Origin of the sequence: Pseudomonas sp. DCB_AW, from assembly GCF_026240895.1 — a bacterium.
In the GTDB taxonomy this organism is placed as follows: Bacteria; Pseudomonadota; Gammaproteobacteria; order Pseudomonadales; family Pseudomonadaceae; genus Aquipseudomonas; species Aquipseudomonas kermanshahensis.
The window spans coordinates 69,530-91,626 of record NZ_JAPFCE010000018.1 but is presented as its reverse complement, the minus strand read 5'-3'; the positions used below and the strand labels follow the sequence as shown (position 1 = coordinate 91,626).

20 protein-coding genes and 1 rRNA gene are annotated in these 22,097 nt (G+C 63.1%); 13 read left to right on the top strand and 8 right to left on the bottom strand.

Translation table 11 applies throughout. The features are described 5' to 3' along the window. The first annotated feature begins 87 nt into the window (after positions 1 to 87). Positions 88 to 203: ribosomal RNA gene (gene rrf, locus OO306_RS13120) — 5S ribosomal RNA — on the top strand. Between the two features lie 155 nt (positions 204 to 358). Continuing rightward, the gene (locus OO306_RS13115; RefSeq protein ID WP_099429962.1) at positions 359 to 2,173 is read left to right on the top strand and encodes an ABC transporter ATP-binding protein/permease; all 1,815 of its coding nucleotides are present in this window, start codon (positions 359 to 361) and stop codon (positions 2,171 to 2,173) included. Positions 2,174 to 2,205: 32 nt separating this feature from the next. On the opposite strand, the gene OO306_RS13110 is transcribed toward OO306_RS13115, so the two are convergent. Then, complete coding sequence (locus OO306_RS13110) at positions 2,206 to 2,910, bottom strand: SOS response-associated peptidase family protein (protein WP_099453446.1); 705 nt, start codon at positions 2,908 to 2,910, stop codon at positions 2,206 to 2,208. A 99-nt stretch (positions 2,911 to 3,009) separates the two neighbouring features. On the opposite strand from OO306_RS13110, the gene OO306_RS13105 reads away from it, so the two are divergent. Next, the gene (locus tag OO306_RS13105; protein WP_027593988.1) at positions 3,010 to 3,438 is read left to right on the top strand and encodes a LexA family transcriptional regulator; all 429 of its coding nucleotides are present in this window, start codon (positions 3,010 to 3,012) and stop codon (positions 3,436 to 3,438) included. Positions 3,439 to 3,445: 7 nt separating this feature from the next. Here the strand turns inward: OO306_RS13105 and OO306_RS13100 are convergent, their stop codons facing one another. After that, positions 3,446 to 4,648, bottom strand: coding sequence for an MFS transporter (locus OO306_RS13100; protein ID WP_265968936.1), 1,203 nt, complete (start codon positions 4,646 to 4,648; stop codon positions 3,446 to 3,448). 135 nt (positions 4,649 to 4,783) lie between these two features. On the opposite strand from OO306_RS13100, the gene umuC reads away from it, so the two are divergent. Beyond that, on the top strand, positions 4,784 to 6,058 hold the full coding sequence (umuC, locus tag OO306_RS13095) for a Y-family DNA polymerase (RefSeq protein ID WP_099429959.1): 1,275 nt from the start codon (positions 4,784 to 4,786) through the stop codon (positions 6,056 to 6,058). A 113-nt stretch (positions 6,059 to 6,171) separates the two neighbouring features. Here the strand turns inward: umuC and OO306_RS13090 are convergent, their stop codons facing one another. Then, on the bottom strand, positions 6,172 to 7,455 hold the full coding sequence (locus tag OO306_RS13090; protein ID WP_027593985.1) for an arsenic transporter: 1,284 nt from the start codon (positions 7,453 to 7,455) through the stop codon (positions 6,172 to 6,174). Positions 7,456 to 7,695: 240 nt separating this feature from the next. On the opposite strand from OO306_RS13090, the gene OO306_RS13085 reads away from it, so the two are divergent. From OO306_RS13085 to OO306_RS13065, 5 genes are all read left to right on the top strand, one after another. After that, a complete protein-coding gene (locus OO306_RS13085; protein ID WP_265968935.1) occupies positions 7,696 to 9,936 on the top strand; it encodes a TonB-dependent siderophore receptor in 2,241 nt (746 codons plus the stop codon). 176 nt (positions 9,937 to 10,112) lie between these two features. Further along, the gene (locus OO306_RS13080; RefSeq protein ID WP_027593983.1) at positions 10,113 to 10,400 is read left to right on the top strand and encodes a hypothetical protein; all 288 of its coding nucleotides are present in this window, start codon (positions 10,113 to 10,115) and stop codon (positions 10,398 to 10,400) included. After that, the gene (locus OO306_RS13075) at positions 10,397 to 11,917 is read left to right on the top strand and encodes a PepSY domain-containing protein (protein ID WP_265968934.1); all 1,521 of its coding nucleotides are present in this window, start codon (positions 10,397 to 10,399) and stop codon (positions 11,915 to 11,917) included. The genes OO306_RS13080 and OO306_RS13075 overlap by 4 nt, the downstream gene beginning before the upstream one ends. Next, the gene (locus OO306_RS13070) at positions 11,914 to 12,246 is read left to right on the top strand and encodes a DUF3325 domain-containing protein (protein ID WP_265968933.1); all 333 of its coding nucleotides are present in this window, start codon (positions 11,914 to 11,916) and stop codon (positions 12,244 to 12,246) included. The genes OO306_RS13075 and OO306_RS13070 overlap by 4 nt, the downstream gene beginning before the upstream one ends. 87 nt (positions 12,247 to 12,333) lie before the next feature. Next, complete coding sequence (locus tag OO306_RS13065) at positions 12,334 to 12,873, top strand: histidine phosphatase family protein (protein ID WP_265968932.1); 540 nt, start codon at positions 12,334 to 12,336, stop codon at positions 12,871 to 12,873. 12 nt (positions 12,874 to 12,885) lie between these two features. Here the strand turns inward: OO306_RS13065 and OO306_RS13060 are convergent, their stop codons facing one another. Both OO306_RS13060 and OO306_RS13055 read right to left on the bottom strand, forming a co-directional pair. Next, positions 12,886 to 13,671: a sulfite exporter TauE/SafE family protein gene (locus OO306_RS13060; protein ID WP_027593979.1), complete on the bottom strand. Its 786-nt coding sequence runs from the start codon at positions 13,669 to 13,671 to the stop codon at positions 12,886 to 12,888. 121 nt (positions 13,672 to 13,792) lie between these two features. Then, positions 13,793 to 14,398, bottom strand: a complete 606-nt coding sequence (locus tag OO306_RS13055; protein WP_033694146.1) for a helix-turn-helix domain-containing protein — start codon at positions 14,396 to 14,398, stop codon at positions 13,793 to 13,795. A gap of 115 nt (positions 14,399 to 14,513) precedes the next feature. On the opposite strand from OO306_RS13055, the gene OO306_RS13050 reads away from it, so the two are divergent. From OO306_RS13050 to OO306_RS13040, 3 genes are all read left to right on the top strand, one after another. Then, on the top strand, positions 14,514 to 15,650 hold the full coding sequence (locus OO306_RS13050) for an FAD-binding oxidoreductase (RefSeq protein WP_265968931.1): 1,137 nt from the start codon (positions 14,514 to 14,516) through the stop codon (positions 15,648 to 15,650). Between the two features lie 12 nt (positions 15,651 to 15,662). Then, positions 15,663 to 16,040: a RidA family protein gene (locus tag OO306_RS13045; RefSeq protein WP_027593976.1), complete on the top strand. Its 378-nt coding sequence runs from the start codon at positions 15,663 to 15,665 to the stop codon at positions 16,038 to 16,040. A gap of 167 nt (positions 16,041 to 16,207) precedes the next feature. After that, positions 16,208 to 17,272: a hypothetical protein gene (locus OO306_RS13040; protein ID WP_265968930.1), complete on the top strand. Its 1,065-nt coding sequence runs from the start codon at positions 16,208 to 16,210 to the stop codon at positions 17,270 to 17,272. A 79-nt stretch (positions 17,273 to 17,351) separates the two neighbouring features. On the opposite strand, the gene mcpA is transcribed toward OO306_RS13040, so the two are convergent. Next, positions 17,352 to 19,238: a methyl-accepting chemotaxis protein McpA gene (gene mcpA, locus OO306_RS13035; protein WP_027593974.1), complete on the bottom strand. Its 1,887-nt coding sequence runs from the start codon at positions 19,236 to 19,238 to the stop codon at positions 17,352 to 17,354. 141 nt (positions 19,239 to 19,379) lie between these two features. Further along, positions 19,380 to 20,258: a LysR family transcriptional regulator gene (locus tag OO306_RS13030; protein WP_099453457.1), complete on the bottom strand. Its 879-nt coding sequence runs from the start codon at positions 20,256 to 20,258 to the stop codon at positions 19,380 to 19,382. A gap of 101 nt (positions 20,259 to 20,359) precedes the next feature. Here OO306_RS13030 and OO306_RS13025 point away from each other — a divergent pair, with 101 nt between their 5' ends. After that, positions 20,360 to 20,788 (top strand): PACE efflux transporter, encoded by a 429-nt coding sequence (locus OO306_RS13025; protein ID WP_027593972.1) that lies wholly within the window; start codon positions 20,360 to 20,362, stop codon positions 20,786 to 20,788. A 63-nt stretch (positions 20,789 to 20,851) separates the two neighbouring features. Here the strand turns inward: OO306_RS13025 and OO306_RS13020 are convergent, their stop codons facing one another. Next, the gene (locus OO306_RS13020; protein ID WP_265968929.1) at positions 20,852 to 21,916 is read right to left on the bottom strand and encodes a hypothetical protein; all 1,065 of its coding nucleotides are present in this window, start codon (positions 21,914 to 21,916) and stop codon (positions 20,852 to 20,854) included. Between the last annotated feature and the right edge of the window lie 181 nt (positions 21,917 to 22,097).

The window sequence follows — 22,097 nt, the reverse complement described above, 5'->3', positions numbered from 1 at the left end:
CCCGAAAGAACCGAAAGTTCGTAACCACACATATCGCATATCCGAATTCGCTGGGCTGTCCATCTGGACATTCTGGCTACAGAATTTCTTGACGACCATAGAGCATTGGAACCACCTGATCCCATCCCGAACTCAGTAGTGAAACGATGCATCGCCGATGGTAGTGTGGGGTTTCCCCATGTGAGAGTAGGTCATCGTCAAGATTCATTTCGCAAAACCCCTATCTGCGCGAGCAGGTAGGGGTTTTGTCTTTTCCGGCCGTCAACACTGGCCGTGATGATGAAACATGCGTCATCCATGCCTGATAAAACCTGAGGTAATGCTACCCTCGCGGAAATACTCAGCATGGATACCCATCATGGAAATGAACTGGCACCAGGCCTTGCAAGAGAGCCTGAGCTGGCTGGCAATCGCCTCGTTCATCACCTTGGTCTGCTTCACCGCAGCGGCGACACTGGCAGTGCGTTTTACACGCTGGGGCAGCCAATTCTGGCAGCTCGCCGGGTCGTATTTCAGCTTGAGGCGCAGCTGGCGGCCGCTGTTGGTGTTTGCCCTGTTATTGGTGATGACGCTGTTCTCGGTGCGCCTGAACGTGCTGTTCTCGTTCTGGTACAACGGATTCTACAGCGCCCTGCAAGGCCTGGATCAGAGCGCCTTCTGGTACCTGCTAGGCGTATTTGCGGTGCTCGCCACCATCCACGTGCTGCGCTCGCTGTTCACGTTCTACGTGACCCAGGCCTTCAGCATTCACTGGCGAGTCTGGCTCACCAAGCGCCTGACGCGCGACTGGATGCACGGCGATGCTTACTACCGCGGCCAGTTCCTCGCCGAGCCCGTAGACAACCCCGACCAGCGTATCGAGCTGGACGTCAATGCTTTCGTCACCAACTCCGTGTCGCTTGCCCTCGGCGCAGTCAGTGCGCTGGTGTCGTTGGTGGCATTCACGGGCATCCTCTGGGGTTTGTCGGCACCGCTGGCAGTGGCGGGGGTCGAGATCCCGCGGGCAATGGTCTTTGCCGTGTACCTGTACGTGATCGTTGCCACTTGGATTGCTTTTCGCCTTGGGCGCCCGTTGATTCGTCTGAACTTCCTCAACGAGAAACTCACCGCTAACTTCCGTTACGCGCTGATGCGCCTGCGTGAAAATGCCGAGAACATCGCCTTCTATCAAGGCGCACAGGTAGAGCGGGGCACATTGTTGGGCCGCTTTGGCGCATTGATTGTCAACGCTTGGGCATTGGTCTTCCGAAACTTGAAGTTCAGCGGTTTCAACCTGGGTATCAGCCAGGTTGCCGTGGTGTTTCCCTTTATCCTTCAGGCGCCGCGTTTCTTCAGTGGCGCTATCAAGCTTGGCGACGTGATGCAGACCTCACAGGCCTTTGGCCAGGTGCAGGATTCGTTGTCGTTCTTCCGCGAATCCTACGACGCATTCGCCCAGTACCGCGCCACCCTCGATCGTTTGACGGGCTTTCTCGATGCCAATGAACAGGCCAGTTCGCTGCCGCGCGTCACTACCGAGCAACAGCCGCATGCCCTGGACATTGCCGGTTTGCAGGTACTGCGCCCCGATGGCCATCCCCTTATTGCCAACCTTGATCTGAGCCTGCGCGCTGGCCAGGCGCTGTTGATCAAAGGGCCTTCAGGGAGTGGTAAAACCACCTTGTTGCGTGCATTGGCTGGGCTCTGGCCTTACGCTGAGGGTGAGGTCAGGCGCCCCGTGGGGCACCAGGCGTTGTTCCTGTCTCAGCGCCCGTACCTGCCACTAGGCGACCTGCGCACCGTTATCGCCTACCCATCGGCCAGCGCACCCGAGCATGAAGTGCGCATGCAGCAAGCCCTGCGCCAGGTCAACCTGGCCCACCTTGCCGAACGCCTGGACGTCAGTTGCGACTGGTCGCACATCCTCTCGGTGGGTGAGCAACAGCGCTTGGCGTTTGCCCGGGTTCTGTTCAACCAGCCCCAAGTAGTGTTTCTCGACGAGTCCACCTCGGCCATGGACGAAGGGCTGGAGCATACGTTGTATGGGCTATTGCGCAGCGAGATGCCGCAGGCCCTGTTGGTGAGTGTTGGCCACCGCAGTACGTTGGCGGCGTTCCACACACATCGGCTCGAGGTGGATGGGCATGGGGGCTGGTCGGTCATGGAGCAGCAACCGGCGCACGTTCCGGTTTAGCGGAGGGGTAGGAGGGTAATGACAGCGCAGCGTCAGGGTTGATGCTCGGCATCCTGCATCACGATCAACTCGGCCCCGTCGTTGCGCACATTTCCGACAGCCTTGCTCACCGGGAACCACTCGAACGCCTCGACCGGCAGGCACCGCTCTCGTGCCAGGCGCTCGGCTTCCTCGGCGGGTACGTCAGCGTCAATCCATATGCGCGCATCCGCCGGCTCAAGCACCAGAGGCCGGCGGTCATGGATATCGACCATGCCCTCGTCACTAGCGGCGGTGATGATCACGAAGCCATCGCCTTCGTTAGGCGCCATCCCCGAGTGCACTTCGGCCAACGCGGCCATGAACATCGGTGCCTGGCTTTTCAGGCGGATGTAGTACGGCTGCTTGCGTTTGGCGTCATGCGGGTCGGCCACCCATTCGTACCAACCATCCGCCATCACCAACGCCCGCCCCTGCGGCCACAGGGCTTTGAAAAACTTGCCGGTGGTAACCGTTTCTACCCGGGCGTTGATCGGGGCGGGGCGTTTGCCGGTGGCCCAGAACGGTGCCCAGCCCCAGTGGCAGGGGTCGACGCGCAGCCCGTCCTCGGCACGGTGCAGGATCAGCACCCGGCTGCCGGGGGCGACGTTGTAGCGACCGATCGGCAGGTTGTCATAGCCGCTGATCACGTCCTGTTCGGCGTTCAGTTCACGCAGGTAATCGGCCAAGCCTTGAGACTGGGCGAAGCGTCCACACATGGCATGTACCCCACTTGTCTAAATTTCCTACGCCGAAATTGACCTGATGCTCGGTAGATCGATACTGTATCTATATACAGTTAAATTCAAGGCCGTGCCATGACTTCCATCCTGGGTCCCATCACCTGCGGTAGCGGTGCTGTTTCTCGTTATCTGTTCCGCATCCCGGCTGGCTTTCCGTCGCCGGCGGCGGACCACATGGAGCAGCCCATCTCGCTCGATGAGTTGTTCAACCTGCGTGCCCCGCATATGTATCTGGTCAGGATAGACGGCGACAGCATGCAGGGCGCCGGGATCTTCGACGGCGACCTGGTGCTGGTCGACCGCTCCCTCGAAGCGCGGCATGGCCAGATCGTGATCGCAGCGGTCAATGGCGAACCGCTGTGCAAGCGGCTGCATAAGGTGGGTGGGCAGGTGGTGCTGCGCTCGGAGAACCCGCGTTACCCCCCACGTTACATCCTCGAAGGCGATGAGTTGACGATCTGGGGTGTAGTGACCTTCAGCGTGCGCAGCCACGATCCGAAATAGCGGCCGTTCAGCGCAGCAAGCCAACCCCAGTCAGGGTAATCCCAGCGAACACTGCGCCCAGCAGAAAGGTGGCCTGGAACCCGACCCCATCCCACATCAGCCCGGCCACCACGCTGGCGACCAGCAGCGCAACGCCGGTCAGCAGGTGGAACAGGCCGAACGCGGTACCGCGCAGGTTGGCCGGGGCGCTGTCGGCGATCAGCGCGGCAAAGACGCCTTGGGTGAAACCCAGGTGCAGCCCCCAGGCCACTACCCCCAGCGCCAGCCCGGCCCAGCCGGGCCACAACGCCAGCATCACGTCAGCCAGCAGCAGTAGCCCCAGCCCTGCCATCAGTACACCACGGCGGCCAAGCCTGTCCGACAGCACTCCGGCGGGGTAGGCCGACAGCGAATAGGCCAAGGCCATTACCACCAGAACCGCCGGTGCCCATAACGCGGCCAGGCCCATGTCCTGGCCGCGCAGCAACAAAAAGGCCTCACTGAAGCGTGCCAAGGTAAACACCATGGCCAATGCGATCAGTCGCCAGTAGCCGGCGCCAAGCCGCCTCAGTTGGTGCAGGGCCAGTGGCGAACGCACCGGTCGCGACGTGGCCGTGGCCTCGGGCTCGTGCACGAACACCACAAGCGTGCCGACCGCCATGAGCGCAGGGATCACCGCCACCCAGAACACCGTCTGGAAATGACTGGCCGTGAGCCACATCAGCAAGATCGCCAGCAACGGCCCAACGAAGGCGCCGACAGTGTCCAGTGCCTGGCGCAGGCCGAAGGCGGCGCCGCGCAATTCGGGCGGCGTCACGTCGGCCACCAATGCATCCCGCGGCGCCCCGCGGATGCCCTTGCCGATACGGTCGACAAAGCGTGCCGCGATCAACCAGTCCAGGCCCGAAGCCAAGGGGAACACGGGCTTGGTCAGCGCGCCCAGGCCGTAGCCCACGACCGTGAGCAGCTTGCGCTTGCCCAGCCGGTCGCTCAATGCGCCGGAAAACACCTTGGTGATCGATGCGGTCGCCTCGGCGATGCCTTCGATAAAGCCGACCGCGGCCACCGAGGTGCCGAGCACGGTCACCATGTAAAGCGGCAGCAGGGCGTGGATCATCTCCGAGGAAATGTCCATGAACATCGACACGAAGCCCAGCGCCCAAACACTGCGCGGGATCTTTGGCAGGCCATTGGCGGCAATCGTATGGCCGGTTTTTTCGGTGGTGCGCATTGGCCGTCTCGCGGGGGTCGCTACGTTCAGAACTGTAGGAGCCAGCGCGCAGGATGCAAATCGGATGAATGGAGGAGGCGATAGCGTGCTTATAAGGTGTACTGTATAAATATACAGTTAACGTAAGCCTTCGAAATGAACCCACAGCCCGTTTACGCCCTGATCGACTGCAACAGTTTCTACGCCAGCTGCGAGCGCGTGTTCCGCCCCGATCTGCTGCGCACGCCCATCGTCGTGCTCAGCAACAACGATGGGTGCATCATCGCCCGCAGTGCCGAGGCCAAGCAGTGGGTGAAGATGGGCCAGCCGTATTACCAGGTGAAGGACCTGTTGCGCCGCCATGGCGTGGTGGCTTTTTCATCCAACTATGCGTTGTACGGTGACATGAGCCAGCGGGTGATGGCGGTAATCGAAGGCATGGTCCCGGCACTGGAGGTGTATTCCATCGACGAAGCCTTCGCCGACCTGACCGGCGTACCCGGAGACCTCGACTACCTGGGCCGCGGCATCCGCGAGCGGGTGCTCAAGCACACCGGCATCCCCGTCGGCGTCGGCATCGCGGGTACCAAGACCCTGGCCAAGCTGGCCAACCACGCGGCCAAACGCTGGGCCGTTCACAGCGGTGGGGTGGTCGACCTGCGCATCGCGTCGCAGTGTGAGTGGGTGTTGAAGAAGTGCGACGTGTCCGAGGTCTGGGGCATCGGCAAACGCCTCACCGCGCACCTGCAGGGCATGGGAATCCGGTCCGCCTGGGACTTATCACGCGCCGATCCAGGCCTGCTGCGCAAGACCTTCAGCGTGGTGGTGGAAAAGACCGCCCGCGAATTGGCGGGCACGCCGTGCCTGCAACTGCAGGACATCGACCCGCCACGCCAGGAAATCTGTTGCAGCCGCATGTTCGGCAAGCGCCTGACCGAGCTGGCACCCATCAAGGAAGCCGTGGCCACCTACGTGATGCGCGCCTCGGAGAAGTTGCGTAGCCAGCGCTCCCTGGCGAGCAAGATGCGCGTCAGCATCCGTACCGGTATGTTCAACCCGGACGAGGCCAAGTACGCCAACGGCGTGGTGGTGCAGTTGCCGTATCCAACAGATGACGTGCGGCTGCTCACGCGCATGGCCCTGGAGGCGGTGGGGCGTATCTATCGGCAGGGCTTTCGCTACAGCAAGGCAGAAGTGTTGTTGCTGGAGCTGTGCCAGCGTGGGCAATTTACCGGCGACTTGTTTGCCCCGTCGCAGACGGTGCAGGCGGAGCGTGTAATGGGTGTGATCGACGGTGTCAACGCACGTTGGGGCAGGGGCACGCTACGCAGTGCAGCGGTACCGGCGGCAGCGGAATGGGCAATGCGGCGCGAGTTGATGAGCGCAGGCTTCACGACGCAGATGGCCGGGTTATGGCGGGTTAATCGCTGAGCACGGATTACAACGTACCGCCTGTAGGAGCGGGTTCACCCGCGAACCAGGGCGTAGCCCTGGCCAGGCACCATGTCCAAATTATCGCAGGTCAACCCCACAGGCCGGGGCGCCTAGATACTCAATCGCACCGCCAAAGCCGCCAATGTCACCAGCAACACCGGCACCGTCAGCAACACCCCGACCTTGAAGTAATACCCCCAGCCGATGCTGACCCCTTTGCGCGCCAGCACATGCAGCCACAGCAGCGTGGCCAGGCTGCCAATCGGGGTGATCTTCGGCCCCAGATCACAGCCAATGACGTTGGCGTAGATCATCGCTTCGCGCACCACGCCTTGGGCCTCGCTGGCATGGATCGACAGCGCACCGATCAGCACGCTGGGCAGGTTGTTCATCACCGACGACAACAGCGCGGCAATCAGCCCGGTACCGAGCGAAGCCGCCCATACCCCATGGCCGGCCAGCCAGTTCAGCACGCTGCCCAGCGAGTCGGTCAGGCCGGCATTGCGCAACCCGTAGACCACCAGGTACATCCCCAGTGAAAACACCACGATCTGCCACGGGGCTTCGCGCAGCACGCGGCGTGTGGAAATAACGTGACCACGGGCAGCGACGGCGAACAGTACGGCCGCGCAGGCCGCGGCCACGGCACTGACCGGAATACCCAACGGCTCGAGCACGAACAGGCTGGCCAGCAGCGCCAGCAGCACCACCCAACCGACACGAAACGTTGCGCGATCGCGGATGGCCATGGCTGGCAGCTTGAGCTCATCGGTGGCATAGCGCAGCGGGATATCGCGGCCGAAGTACACCCTCAGCACCAACAAGGTGGCTGCCACGGCCACCAGGTTCACCGGCACCATGACCGAGGCATAGGCGTTGAAACCCAGGCCGAAGTAGTCCGCCGAGACAATGTTTACCAGGTTCGACACCACCAGTGGCAGGCTCGCAGTGTCGGCGATAAAGCCCGCACCCATGACGAAGGCCAGGGTGGCGGCTGGCGAGAAGCGCAGCGCCAGCAGCATCGACATGACGATGGGGGTAAGGATCAACGCCGCGCCGTCATTGGCGAACAGCGCCGACACAGCGGCGCCCAGTAGCACCATGAAGGCGAACAGGCGGCGCCCGTCACCTCCCGCCCACCGCGCCACGTGCAGCGCCGCCCACTCGAAGAAGCCAGCTTCGTCCAGCAGCAGGCTGATGATGATGAGGGCGATGAACGTCGCCGTGGCGTTCCAGATGATGGCCCAGACCGTGGGGATGTCGTGCAGCGACACCACCCCGCACACCAGCGCGAGCACGGCGCCCAAGGTGGCGCTCCAGCCGACGCCCAGGCCTTTGGGCTGCCAGATGACCAGGGTCAGGGTGAACAGGAAAATCAACGCGGCTGGGAGCATGAACACAAGGTCTCGAAGGGCCAAAGAAGCCGCCACAGAGTAGGGCAAGCACGGGCGTTTCAGCAAAGTTCCGTTACAAACATGTAAGTTTCGTAAATAAGATTTAAACTCATTTGAGAATCACTATATTTACCACCCCTGTTGGCCTCCACTTTGTAGTTGCGAGGCCGGTGGGCGAGGGCTCGCCGGCTTCCTGGCAGGGATGTGCCTTTTCGCTCATGAATCGCAGGAGATGTACCGATGCAATCCAGACCTTCACCCAACAGCCTGGCCCTGGCGTTCGTTGCGTTGGCCTCGCCGGCCATGGTCGCGACTGCCGCCCAGGCTGAAGAGCAACGCGCCGGTGAAGTGCTGGAAGTGCCTGCTGCGCAAAGCGCGCTGGTCATTCAGGACACCCTGGTCACCGCCGAGCGCGAAGCGCGGCAGGCGCTGGGTTCGTCGATCATCACCGAAGAGGACATCAAGCGTCATCCCCCGGCCAATGACCTGTCCGAACTGATCCGCCGCGAACCGGGGGTCAACCTGACCGGCAACAGTGCCAGCGGTGCGCGCGGCAACAACCGGCAGATCGACCTGCGTGGCATGGGGCCGGAAAACACCTTGATCCTCATCGACGGCAAGCCTTCGAGCGCTCGCAATGCGGTGCGCTATGGCTGGAACGGCGACCGCGATACCCGTGGCGAAACCAACTGGGTGCCGGCCGAAGCGGTCGAGCGCATCGAGATCCTGCGCGGCCCGGCGGCGGCGCGTTACGGCTCTGGTGCCATGGGCGGGGTGGTCAACATCATCACCAAGCGCCCGACCGATGAGCTCAAAGGCAGCGTCAGCCTGTACACGCAGATGCCCGAAGACAGCGCCGAGGGGGCCAGCCGTCGTACCAACTTCAACTTGGGGGGCGGCCTCACCGAAAACTTGGGTTTCCGCCTGTACGGTGGCCTGGCCAAGACCGACGCCGACGACCTGGACATCAACGCCAGCCATGCCAACAGTGCGCTGTCGGCCGGCCGCGAAGGCGTGCGCAACAAAGACATCAACGGGATGCTGAGCTGGAAACTCAACGACGAGCACCGCTTTGAAACCAGCGCCGGCTACAGCCGACAAGGCAACATTTATGCTGGCGACACCATGAACAGCAACGGCGGCAGCAATGTCGATCTGATCTCCAGCCTGTATGGCCACGAGACCAACGTGATGCAGCGCAACACCTACGACCTGACCCACCTGGGCGATTTCGCCTGGGGCACCAGCAAGACCACGCTGGCCTACGAGTACGTGCGAAACTGGCGCCTCAACGAAGGCTTGGCCGGGGGCCCGGAAGGCGCGATCAACGACAGCGGCGCCGCCATGTCGCGGCTGCGCAATACGCGTCTGAGCAGCGAAGTTAACCTGCCATTCGCCATGGGCAGCACCGAGCATGTACTGACCCTGGGTGGCGAATACCTGTACGAGTCGCTCAACGATCAGGGCTCGTTCCGCCCGCAGAGTTTTGACCCCAGTGGCGGTGGCAACGACGCGATCAGCGGCTTCGACCGCAGCAACTCGAAGATGACCGCCAAGAGCTACGCGCTGTTCGTCGAAGACAACATCATTGTCGGCGACACCACCGTCACCCCAGGCCTGCGCTTTGACCACCACGAGACCTTCGGCGACAACTTCAGCCCCAGCCTTAACCTGTCGCACAAGCTGACCGAGGCGCTGTCGGTCAAGGGCGGTATCGCCCGCGCCTACAAGGTGCCGAACCTGTATCAGTCCAACCCCAACTACCTGCTCTACAGCCGTGGTAACGGTTGCAGCGTGCAGCAGACCAACTCGGGTGGTTGCTACCTACAGGGCAACGCCGACCTCAAGCCAGAAATCAGCGTCAACAAAGAGATCGGCCTGCTGTACGACCGTGGCACCTGGCGCACCAGCGCGACCTACTTCCGCAACGATTACAAGAACAAGATCATCGGCGACACCGATGTGCTCTACACCATCAACAGCGGCCGCCGCGTGACGCAGTGGGAGAACGCTGGCGAAGCGCGCGTGGAAGGGATCGAGGGCAACTTCTTCATCGAGCTGAGCCCGACCCTGGACTGGAACACCAACCTGACCTGGATGCTCGACAATGACAACCGCGAGACGGGCGAGCCGCTGTCGGTGATCCCAGAGTACACGGTCAATACCACCCTCGACTGGCGCGCCACCGACAAACTGTCGTTCCAGGTGGCAGGCACTTACTTCGGCAAGCAGAAGTCGCCGACCTACAACTACCGCACCCAGGAAAGCTACGACCAGGAGGCGCAGCAGGATGTCGAAGCCTACGGCCTGGTGGACGTGAGCACAGGGTACAAGTTCAACGCCAACTATGACGTGCGGGTGGGGGTGAACAACGTGTTCGATAAGCAGATCCTGCGCGGTGGCAATGCCAGCAGCTCGGGCGCCAACACTTACAACCAGCCGGGTCGGGCGGTGTTTGCTTCGTTGAATATCACCTTCTGATCCCGGGGCCGCGGTGCGGCCCAATCCCCCTGTAGGAGCAGCCTTGTGCTGCGAAGAGGCCGGTGACAACAGCGAAGACTCTCGGGGCTGTCATCGACCGCTTCGCAGCACAAGGCTGCTCCTACAGGGCGATCGGCATGCGCAGCAGCCCACCCAAGACCCTCGAGGAGCTTCCGATGATCCAAGCCCCCGCCTGGCTGCAGATCTTCTCCCGCAGCACCGCGGCGTTGCTGGGCGGTTACGCGTTCAGCTACGCCGCCAGTGCCTGCCTGGCCCGGTTGCTGCCGCTGTCGTCCGCCGACGCGGTCATTGTCGCGACCCTGCCAGCCTTCATCTTCTACACCGGCGCAATCCTCTGGGCCTTTGCCAGCCGTGATGCCGTGCGTGCCTGGGCGCCGCTGGTGCTTGCTGCACCGCTGGCACTGATCGGCTTCTGGCCGCAGGCACTGAGGTGGCTGGCATGAAGAATACCTTCACCCAATCGATGGCCTGGTTGCACACCTGGGCCGGGCTGATTTTCGGCTGGCTGCTGTTTGCCATTTTCGTCACCGGCACCCTGGCGGTGTTCGACAAGGAGCTCAATCACTGGATGAAGCCGGAGGTCCCGGCAACCGAGGTGTCCCAGGCCGACGCCGCGCGGCGGGCCGTTGCCTATCTGCAAGCCCACGAACCGAAGGCCGGCAACTGGGGCATCAGCCTGCCCACCGAGCGTTCGCCCGGGTTGCGGGTGTCCACCGGCGAACGTCGCCATGGCGGTGGCGTGCAGCTCGACCCACGTACCGGCGAAGCCATCGAGGTGCGTGACAGTGTCGGCGGCAACTTCTTTTTCCGCTTCCATTTCACCCTCGACTTGCCGCGCAACTGGGGCATCTTCGTGGTCGGTGCGCTGGCGTTGGTGATGCTGGCGGCACTGGTCACGGGCATCGTGATCCACAAAAAGATCTTCAAGGAGTTCTTCACCTTCCGGCCCAACAAGGGCCAGCGCTCATGGCTGGACTTTCACAATGCCAGCGCCGTGCTGTTGCTGCCGTTCCACCTGATGATCACCTACACCGGTTTGGTGATCTTCATGCTCATCTACATCCCGGCAGGGGTCGATGCATTGTTCGAAGGCGACAGCCGCGCGTACTTCCAGGCGCAGGGCAATGCCCGACTGGAGCAGCCACGGCAACTGGCCAGGCAGCCGGGCGAACTGGTTGATGTGGCGCCGTTGCTGGCCCAGGCCGAGGCGCGGCTGGGGCCGATTGGCGGCTTGAACATCCGCAACCCCAACACCGCAGGCGCGCGTATTGAAATCCGCCCCGAGCTGGGCAACCGGATCGCCCTCGCCAAAGGCCAGGCGATGGTCTTCGATGGCGTCAGCGGCGAGCTGCTTAGCGATGTGCCTGAGTGGCGTGCGGCCCCGCTGACCCAGCGGGTGATGGTCGGTTTGCACTTTGCCCAGTTCGGCGGCTACCCGATGCGTTGGCTGTACTTCATTTGCGGGGTGGTCAGTTGCGTGATGATCGCCAGTGGGCTGGTGCTGTTTTGCGTCAAGCGTGGGCGCAAATATGCCAGCGCCACGGCGCAGCCTTCGGCGCGGCGCTGGTACCGGGTAGCCGAAGTGTGCAATGTCGGCTTCGTCAGCGGGTTGTTACTGGCCTGCGTGGCCCTGCTGTGGGCCAGCCGCTTGTTGCCGGTTGAGCTCGTGCAACGGGAAAGCTGGGAGGTGCGCGTGTTCTTTGGCACGTGGCTGCTGGCGCTGCTGCACGCGGGGGTGAGGCCGGCACGGCGCGCCTGGGTCGAGCAATTGCTGTTGGTGGCGCTGCTGTGCATCGGCTTGGCCGCGTTGGGTGGCATGGCTGACGCGATGCGCCTGGGTGTGGTGGCGTGTGCGATGGTGTTGGGCGTGTTGCTGGGGCTGGTGGCTTGGCGGGTACGTCAGGCTGCGTCGGCGCCGCAGAAGACCAGGGCAGGGCGAAGCGTGGAGGCGGGCGCATGATGATGTGGGTTACAGGCGGTATGTTGTTTGCCTACGTCGGGATGCTCGCGTTGTGCCAGGGCTTGGAGCGGCATTACAAGCAAGTCTGGAATCGGCCCTGCCCACGTGGCCTACGCCTGGGGTTGCGAGGGGCAGGGTGGCTGGCGCTGCTGGTCAGCCTGCTGCTGTGCGCCCAGGCCTGGGGTTGGGCCATGGGGCCGGTGGCGTGGTTCGGGGCGCTGTCGCTGGCAGGGATGCTGCTGGTGATGCTATTGCCCTACTGGCCGCGGCTGGCCGTCGTCTTGTCGGCGGCAGTGCCGGTGTGGGGTGTGATGTTGCTGCTGGCTTGATCCGCACAGGCCAGGCGCATTTCGTCGCGCAAAAAAAGTGGCGGCATGCTAAACCATCCGCTCCCGCCTGCCATGAAGAGAGCACCGGTGAAAGCCGTTCGCCTGACCCTCGTTTGCCATGCCCTGACCCACGCGCAGAAGACCGGCTGCCTGCCCCGGCCGGAGGACGGCATCCTGGCGCTTGAGCAACCGCCCGTGTCAGCTGGGCCTGCCGTGCAGGTGCTGAGTGCGCCGGAGCGGCGGGCCTGCGAGACAGCGGCATTTTTATCGGCGCAAGCACGGGTCGAACCGGCATTGGCGGATTGCGACCTGGGGTGTTGGCAAGGCTTGCCGCTCAAGCAGTTGCAGGCAGCCCATCCACAGGCGGTGTCCGAATGGCTGGAAAACCCCGACAGCACACCACATGGCGGCGAATCGTTCGCCCAGCTGTGCCAGCGCGTAGCGGCTTGGCTAGCGGCGTTCGACACGCCGGGTGAATGGCTGGCGGTGACTCACCCCATGGTCATCCGCGCCGTACTGGTCCAGCTATTGGGGTGTCCGATGAGCGCCCATCAGCGCATTGATGTGCTACCGCTATCGCGCCTTGAACTCAGCTTCGCCGGGCAGTGGCGTCTGCGTCTGGGTTGATAGCGGTGGTGGTCAGAAGGCCAGTTTGTAGCCGATCAGCAACAGCATCGCGGCCAGGCACGGGCGCAGCACGCGGTCGGAAATCCGCCCGGTAAGGTGGCTGCCCATGTAGATACCTGGCAGCGAACCGAGCAGCAGGTAGCCCAACAGCGACCAGTCCATGTTGCCCATGCCGGCGTGGCCCAGGCCCGCGACCAGGGTCAGCGGTACCGCGTGGGCGATTTCGGTGCCGACCAGGCGGCGGGTCACCAGGAAGGGATAAAGCAGGAACAAGGCCACGGTGCCCAATGCGCCAGCGCCGATGGAGGTCAGGGTGACCATGACGCCCAGCACGACGCCGGTGAGCACGGTCAGCGTGTTCAGGCTGCGGTCACTGAGGTGATAGTGGTCACCGGCATGACGGCTGGCGAATGCCTGCAGGCGCGATTTGAACAGAATGGCCAGTGCGGTGAGGATCAACACCACGGCCAGGCCTTGTTTGATGATGGCGTTGAGCGCCGAGGTGTCGGTATGCAGGGTGCTGAGGAACCACAGGGTGAGTGCGGCGGCGGGCACGCTGCCCAGGCTCAGCAGGCCGGTGATTTTCCAGTCGATGTTCTTGTTGCGGGCATGCACCCAGACGCCACTGGCCTTGGTGATGGCGGCATAGAGCAGGTCGGTGCCGACAGCAGTGGCCGGGTTGATGCCAAACCACAAAAGAATAGGGGTCATCAGCGAGCCGCCACCTACGCCGGTCATACCGACGATGAAACCCACGACCAGCCCGGCAAGGGTGAAACCGAAAGAACCTACATCCATACGCTACTCGACTGCCCAACTTTGCCCGTTATCGGATGGAAGCCAGCATATAGAATTTTTAATAGCCAAATAGACTAGTTCGTTATTAGGTTATAACTGCGTGGTGCCTGTGCGGCACCGCTCAGCGGTCCGTCATGACCACCATCACCTGCGCATCACCGCCGTCTTCGCTTTCCGACAGGTAGATATGCCCCACCTGGCTATTGAAGTAGGCCGTCTCCTGCGGGCCGATGCTGACGGCTTCACCCGTCTCGAACTCGATGCGCACGCGCCCGCTGAGCACCAGTGCAAACTCTTGGCCTGGGTGGCGGATAAAGTCGTCGAACTGCCCGCGTTCGCGGGCGATGATGCGGGCATAGGCGGGTGTCATGCGCCGTTCGGGGAATGCACCGGCGATCGGGTGGTAGTCGTAGGTACCCGTCGCGTAGCCCGCCACCGCGGCCAGTGAATCCACCACCACGGTGACCGGCACCGGCGTATCCGCCGTGCCGCTGGCACGGAACAACTGCGCGATATCGACATTCAGCGCGCGGGCAGCGGCGGCCAGTTTTTCGTAACTCACCGATACCTGGGCAAGCTCCATTTTCGACAAGGTCGACACCGGCACGCCGCTGGCTTCGGACAATTGCTTGAGGGTCAATTGGCGCGCCTTGCGCACTTGGCGCAGGCGCCTGCCGACGGCGGCGCGGTCTAGCAAGGGCAGTGCATCGGGACGGTCATCGGGCATTCGGGGCACTCGGCATACGGCGTTGGTCGGGCATATTACCTTGGACCCTTGCGCATTTCTAAATTCTCATATATTAGAATTCTCATAAATGATAATTATCGAAGCAGGAGCGTGCATGAACCCGATCTACGACACCCTGATCATCGGCGCAGGCATTGCCGGCGCCTCCTTGGGTTATCGCCTGGCTGGCCAGCAACGGGTGCTGCTGCTCGAGCGCGAGTCACAGCCGGGCTATCACTCGACCGGGCGCTCGGCGGCCATGTTCATGGAGGCCTACGGCACGCCGCAGATTCAGGCACTGACCCGTGCCAGCCGAGCGTTCTACGAAGCGCCGCCCGCAGGCTTCTGCGAACACCCTTTGCTTGAGCCGCGCGGCTGCCTCTATGTTGCCAGCCATGAACAACAGCAACTGCTCGAACAGACCCATGCGCAGAACCTGGCCAATGGCACCGAAGTCAGCCTGCTCGACCGCGACGCGGCACTGGCGCTGGTGCCGAGCCTGCGGCCCGAGGTCGTGGCCGGCGCGGTGCTGGAGCCAGGCGCCATGGACTTGGACGTACACGCGCTGCACCAAGGGTTTTTGCGCGGCTATCGGGCTGCCGGGGGTGAACTGCGCTGCAACGCGGAATTGGCCAAGGCCCGCTTGCTCGATGGGGTATGGCAGGTGCAATTGAGCGATGGCAGCTGTGTCCAGGCTCATCAACTGGTCAATGCGGCAGGTGCCTGGGCTGACCGCGTCGCCGAGCAATGCGGCGTGGCCCCCGTCGGCCTGCAGCCGTGCCGCCGCAGCGCGTTTACTTTCCCCGGCCCCGCCGAGCAGGACTTCGCCCGTTGGCCAGCGGTGATTGGCGTTGACGAGAGCTTCTATTTCAAGCCCGACGCCGGGCAACTGCTCGGCTCGCCCGCCAACGCCGACCCGGTCGAACCCCAGGATGCCGCGCCCGAAGAGCTCGATGTGGCGTTGGGCATCTACAACATCGAAGCCATGACCACGCTGACCATCCGCCGCCCAAGCCACAGTTGGGCCGGTTTGCGTTCGTTTGTTGCCGATGGCGACCTGGTGATTGGTTTTGATGCACGCATGCCTGCGTTTTTCTGGCTGGCGGCGCAAGGTGGCTATGGCATCCAGTCGGCCGCAGGTGCTTCGCGCCTGGCAGCTGACCTGCTGCTCGGCCAGCCGCTGTGCCCTAGCCTTGTCAGCCAGGGGGTGGCGCCTGAACGCTTGTCCCCGGCACGTTTCCAGCAACCCTGAAAGGAGCTTTTTATGAGCAATGATATCCAGCGTTTTCCCAGCAGCCTGCCATTTCCGTTTTCCCGTGGGGTAAAAGCCGGCGGCTTCCTGTTTCTGTCTGGCCAAGTACCGATGAGTGCCGGCGGCGAAGTGGTAAGGGGTGATATCCAGACCCAGACCCGCGCGGCCTGCGAACGCATCGCCGAGAGCCTGGAGGCGTGCGGGGCACGCTTCGACCAGGTGGTGAAAGCCACGGTGTGGCTGTCGGACATGAGCCACTTCGCCGGCTTCAACGAGGTTTACAAGGAATTCTTCGGCGCCGCCTTGCCGGTTCGTTCGACGGTGGCCTCGGCGTTGGCGCTGGGGGTGGATGTGGAGATCGAGGTGCAGGCGTTTATCGGTCAAGCGTAACCGTTCACTGACCCAGCAGGAAATTGTAGGCGCAGCCTAGTGCTGCGTAAGGGGCCAGATGCCCATGGCATTGCTGGGGTGCTGAAGGCCTCTTCGCAGCACAAGGCTGCCCCTACAGAGGTTCTTTGCCGCAGTGACACACAACAACAATAAAACCAGAGGTTCACATGCAAGAGCAGCTGAAAATCGCCGGGGCCTTCGTTGGCGTGATCGTGGGGGCGGGCTTTGCTTCGGGGCGGGAACTGTTGTTGTTCTTTGTCGATTTCGGGGTGTGGGGGCTGGTCGGCGCGCTGGTCAGCGCCGCCTTGTTCACCTTCCTCGGCATGGCCCTGGCGGGCTTGGGCAACCGCCTGCGGGCCACATCGCACAAGGACGTGATACAGGCCATCTGTGGCCGTCACCTGGGCCTGTTCGTCGACTGGCTGATCACCTTCTTCATGTTCGCCGTCACCGTGGTCATGCTGGCCGGTGGGGGTGCACTGCTGGAGCAGCAGTTCGGCATCCCGGCGTTGACCGGCAGCGTGCTGATGACGGTCGTGGTGGTGGGCATCGTGTGCCTGGACGTGCGCAAGGTGATCCTGGCCATCGGCGCGATTACCCCGTTGTTGATCCTGGTGGCGTCGGCGATTGCACTGTACGCAGTGTTCACCCGCGAGCAGAGCTTTGCCGACCTCGATCACCTGGCGAGCCAGCAGCAGGCCGGTACCCGTCATTGGCTGTTGGGCGCGTTCTTGTATGTGTCCTACAACATCGTTGCCGGTGCGCCGATCCTGGCCATTCTGGGGGGCTCGGCCAAGGGCGAGAAGACTGCGGTGTGGGGCGGGTTGCTGGGCGGTGCAGCGCTCGGTGGCTTGATGTTGGTGATGAGCGCCGGGCTGTTGTCGCGCCTGGACAGTGTTGCCGATCTGCCGATGCCGATGCTGTCGATTGCCAATGAGGTATCGCCGCTGTTGGGGCTGGTGATGTGCCTGATCATTTTCGGCATGATCGTGAACACGGCGGTGGGCACTATGTTCTCGTTCCTTTCGCGGCTGTTGCCGGCGGGCACGGCGACGTTTCGCTGGGGCTCGGTGGTGACCGGGGTGGTGGCGTTTGGCTGTAGCCTGGTGGGGTTCATCAGCCTGGTGGGCGAGGTGTATCCGCTGTTTGGCTACCTGGGTTTTGTGCTGATGGCGGCGGTGCTGCTGGCCTGGATGCGGCGGGGTAAGGCGGTAAAAGCGGTGGTGGTGTAGCGGGGTTGCTGCGCAGCTCATTCGCGGGCAAGCCCGCTCCCACAGGGGTGTGGAGAGGGCTTGCTGGCGAACGTGACACTTAGATTCTGAAGCTGCCCACCAGCTGCTTCAGTCGGCCAGCCTGTTGGGCCAGCTGATCGCAGTGCAGCAGTGTCTCGTTCAGGTTCTCGACGCCTTGCTGGTTGAGGGCGTTGATCTGGGTGATGTCCAGGTTGAGGCTCTCGACCACGGCAGTCTGCTCTTCAGTGGCAGTGGCCACCGACTGGTTCATGCCATCGATCTCGCCAATGCGCTGGGTCACGCTGGCCAGGCGCACACCGGCCTGGTTGGCCACCTGCACGGTCTGTTCGCTGGAGACCTGGCTAGTGTTCATGGTGTGCACCGCCTCGCGCGAGCCCACTTGCAGGCTGGTGATCATGCGATGGATCTCTTCGGCCGACTCCTGGGTGCGGTGCGCCAGGTTGCGCACCTCGTCGGCGACCACGGCGAAGCCACGGCCGGCTTCACCGGCACGCGCGGCTTCGATGGCGGCGTTGAGCGCCAGCAGGTTGGTCTGCTGGGAAATGCCTTTGATCACATCGAGAATCTTGCCGATTTCGTCGGTGCTGGCGTTGAGCGTTTCAATCTGCGCGCACGATTCGCTGATGCGCTGCGACAGGGCGGTCATGGCACTGATCGCTTCCTCGACCACTTCGCGGCCACCGTGGGCCTGCTCGCTGGCGCCGCTGGCATGCTGCGAGGCGTCGGCGGCGTTGCGCGCGATCTCCTGGGTGGCAGCGCCCAGCTCGTTGATCGCTGCCGCCACACTGTTGGTGCGCATGCTCTGTTCTTCGGAGCCGGTGATCGAAGCGTTGGAGGCGTTGACCACCTTTTCCGACAGGTCATGCACCAGCCGCGTGGCCGACGACACTTCACTGATCGAGGCATGGATGCGTTCAACGAACCGGTTGAACGACATCGCCAGTTCGCCGAACTCGTCCTTGTTCTGCACGGCCAGGCGGCGGGTGAGGTCACCTTCACCTTCAGCGATGTCGCGCATGGCACGGCCCATGGTGGTCAGCGGTTGCATCAGCACCGGGATCAACAAGCCCAGCAGGCCGGCGATGGCGGCCACGGCGATGAGCATGGCGATGATCGCCGAGGTGCGGAATTGGCTAAGGGCGGCGTAGGCCTTGTCCTTGTCGATCGACAGGCCGATGTACCACTGGGCCGACGGCAGGCCGTTGACCGGGGCAAAGGAGATCAGGCGGTCCTGGCCATTGAGGGTGACATCCTGCATGCCCGAGGCGACGCGCAGGCCACTGCCGGGGTAGATGTCCTTGAGGTTTTTCATCACCTGGTCTTTGTCCGGGCTGACGATGACCTGGCCATTGCTGTCAGCAAGGAAGGCATGGCCGATGCCGCCGAAATCGACCGAGTTGATGATTTCGACCAAGGTGTCGAGGGTCACGTCGCCGCCGACCACACCGATCAGTTCACCGTTGCCTTTGCCCTTCACGGGGGTGGCAATGGTGACCATCAAGCCGCCGACGGCGCCTTGGTAAGGTGCGGTCAAAACGGTCTGCCCGGCGCTTGCCGCGGTGCTGTACCACGGGCGTTGGCGGGGGTCGTAACCGGCGGGCATCTGCGCGTCCGGGCGCTGGGTGAATGCACCGTTGGCCTGGCCCAAGTAGGTGAACAGGAAATTACGCGTATAGGACGGTTGCTCGACCAGGCCGTTCAGGGTATCACCGGCGCCTTGCTGGCCGATGTCCTGGGCCAGGTTTTCCAGCACCAGGATGCGCCCGCTCATCCAGTTCTGCACGCTGCTGGCGGTCAGTGCGCCGGATTGCTGCACCGAGGACTCGATATTCTGGCGAATGGTGTTGCGTTGCAGGTAGTCGTTGTAAAGGGTGAACAGGGCAAAAGCCAGGACCACGACGCCGCACGCGCTGAGCAGGATCTTGTGGCGAAATTTCAGGTTCATGTTTCGAGACCTTGAGCCAATCAGGGGGGAGGGCATAGCGCACTCATGACGCGCTGCGCCCTGTCGTCTGGCTATCGGCTTGAGGGGTAAAAAATTGAAACACTTAGCGAAATTTCTTTAGGCCGTTTCGACGAACGGCATTCAGCGTTTACACAGCTGTTCGATCAACAGCCGCGCCGCCTGGCGCAGCGGGTGCTGCTTGCGCCACAGGATGTGCACGGGCAACTGCAGTTCATTACGGGTATTGCGAAAATCCAGCCGCACCAGCCGCCCGGCCGCCAGCAGCGGTGCAATGCGCGAAAGCGGCAGGTCACCCCAGCCGAGGCCGGCCTCGACCATCTGCAGGGCGACGTCGAAGCTGTCGGTGGACCAGTGCGTGGCCCCGATCAGGGCGCGCGGGTCGGTCAGCGGCAGGTCGCGGCTGCGCACCAGGATCTGGCGCACATTGATCAGGTCTTCAAGGTAGTGAATGCGTGCGTCGAGCAGCGCCGGATGGGTCGGTGACAGAGTAGCCACCAGCGACTCCATGCCAATGTACTGGAAGCCGCGACGGGCATCGACCTGCAGGCCGGCGAAGGCTACGCAGAGGTCGGCGCGGCCACTGTCGAGCAAGTGCAGGGCCTCTTCCTGGGGGGCGCTGAGCAGCGCGATGTCCAGCAGCGGGTAGCGCTCACCGAGCTGGGCGATGGCGCTTAATAGCGGGCGATGGTCGACGTCGGGGACCACCGCGATGGTCAGGCTGCTCTCAAGCCCCTGGGACAACTCCAGGGCATGCACCTGCAGCAGCCCGAGCTGTTCGGCGATCAACCTGGCGTGGGGTTCCAGGGCCAAGGCCTGAGCCGTGGCCCGCACTTCGCGCGGGCCACGTTCGAACAGGCTGTAGCCAAGCTCTGCCTCAAGGTTGCCGATGGCCATGCTCACGGCCGACGGCACCCGGTGCAGGGCGCGTGCGGCAGCGGAGAACGAACCGCGGTCGAGCACGGCGAGAAATAGCTGAATATTGTCGCTGGAAAAGTTCATGGCAGACTCCTGTCAGTTGATCTGACAGCTGCTGACTTTTACTGTCAAGAAGATTGAAGCATGCTCGCCCCATCGTTTTTTGACTTTGGAGGTAAACCCAGGTGCAGGGGCTCAAACGCAAACTGGTCTATGTGACTTTCTATGAACTGATCGGGTTGTGCATGTCCACCCTCGGGCTGGCGTATCTGTCAGACACCCAGGCTTCCCACACCGGGCCATTGGCCGTGATGATCACCACCATCGCGATGCTCTGGAACCTGATTTACAACACCCTGTTCGAGCGCTGGGAGGCCCGCCAGGCCAAACGCGGGCGCAGCGTGGCCCGGCGCGTGGCGCATGCCATCGGTTTTCAACTGACGTTGGTGGTGTACCTGATTCCGCTGATTGCCTGGTGGCTGGACATGAGCCTGGTCGAGGCGTTTCTGGTGGACCTGGCGTTCATCATCCTGGTGCCGTGCTACACCTTTGCCTACAACTGGGCATTCGACAGGCTCTTCGGCTTGCCCACCTCGGCGCTGGCCACTGCCTGACAGGTTGCTGAAACGCCCCTTGTGAGCAGCCTTGTGCTGCGAAGAGGCCCGCACAAGCAACCCCTAAGGCGGCAGGCGTATCAACAAAGGCGCCTGCCGCTGTTCCGCCTGCGGCGCTATCGGCTGCTCCATCGGCCGCGGCGCACTGGCCAGCAAACTGTCCTCGACCTGCCCCGACAGGTAATACACCCCCGCCATCGCTCCGCTCTGGCGGTTCTCCATCAACTCCTGCCATTCCTGGTTCAGCGCCACGTTGAGGATCACCCGCAACTGTTCGACCATCTGCGGTTGTTCACGGCCGTGGGTGATCATGCCGTACCCGGTTGCCGCCACCGAGATCATCGCCCCAGCCACCTTGCCCACCGCAGAGGCCACGGCACTGGCGATGCCGCGTGGGGCCAGGGTGGCGCCGAGCTTCTCGCTGGCGCGGGTGGCCACCGACGACAGGCCCACGTCGGTCTGCCCCGGGCCTTTGCTGGCTTGTTGGTGCAAATGCTCGCGCATGGCTTGCCAAGCCGGTTGTTGGTCCAGCGACTTGGCCCGCAGCAGTTGGTAGAGGCTGGCGTTGCGTGCAGCGGGCGGGCCCAGAGCGATGGCGGGTATCCGGTTGAGGCGCTGGCTGAATTGCTCAGCCGGTGCGTTGTAGCGGGCGATGATGCCAGGCAGTTGCTGGCCGAACAGTTGCACGTACAGTTCACAGGCGCGGTCGCGAATACCCTCGGGGTTGATCTGCTCGGCCACGGGCTCGATCACCCGTTCGTGGTACTGCTCTTGCAGGTACAGCGCCAGGCGTTTTTCTGCAGGCTCACGGCCCTCGCCACTGTCGATCTTGTACCAGGCGACCTTGAGGGTCAGCCATTGTTGGGTCCAGTAGCCGGTGAACCAGGGGATGAAGTCGCTCTCGGTGCGTTGCTGCACCTGCTCCTTCCACACCCGCATCGAGCGGCGGGCGTAATCGTTGGCCGACCCGGCGGCACCGACCGAGGCCTCGATCAGGTCCTGGTCGATGCGCTGCCAGGCAGCGGGGGTGAGCACGGCGGGCGGTGGCGGGGCGGGCGGGCGCTTGCTCGCACAGCCGCCGAGGGCCAGCAACAGGCACAGTAGCAGTAAGGGGGTACGCGAGCTCACGCGGCCGCCTCCCTGGGTAGAGGCTGGGGTGGTTTCTCGAGTATAGAGAGAAGGCTGCCAGTAGGAGCGGCCTTGCGTCGCGAAAGGGCTGCGAAGCAGCCCCAGGATTTCAGCCTCGCCGAAACATTGCAGGGGGCCGCTTCGCAGCCCATTCGCGACGCAAGGCCGCTCCTACAACGGC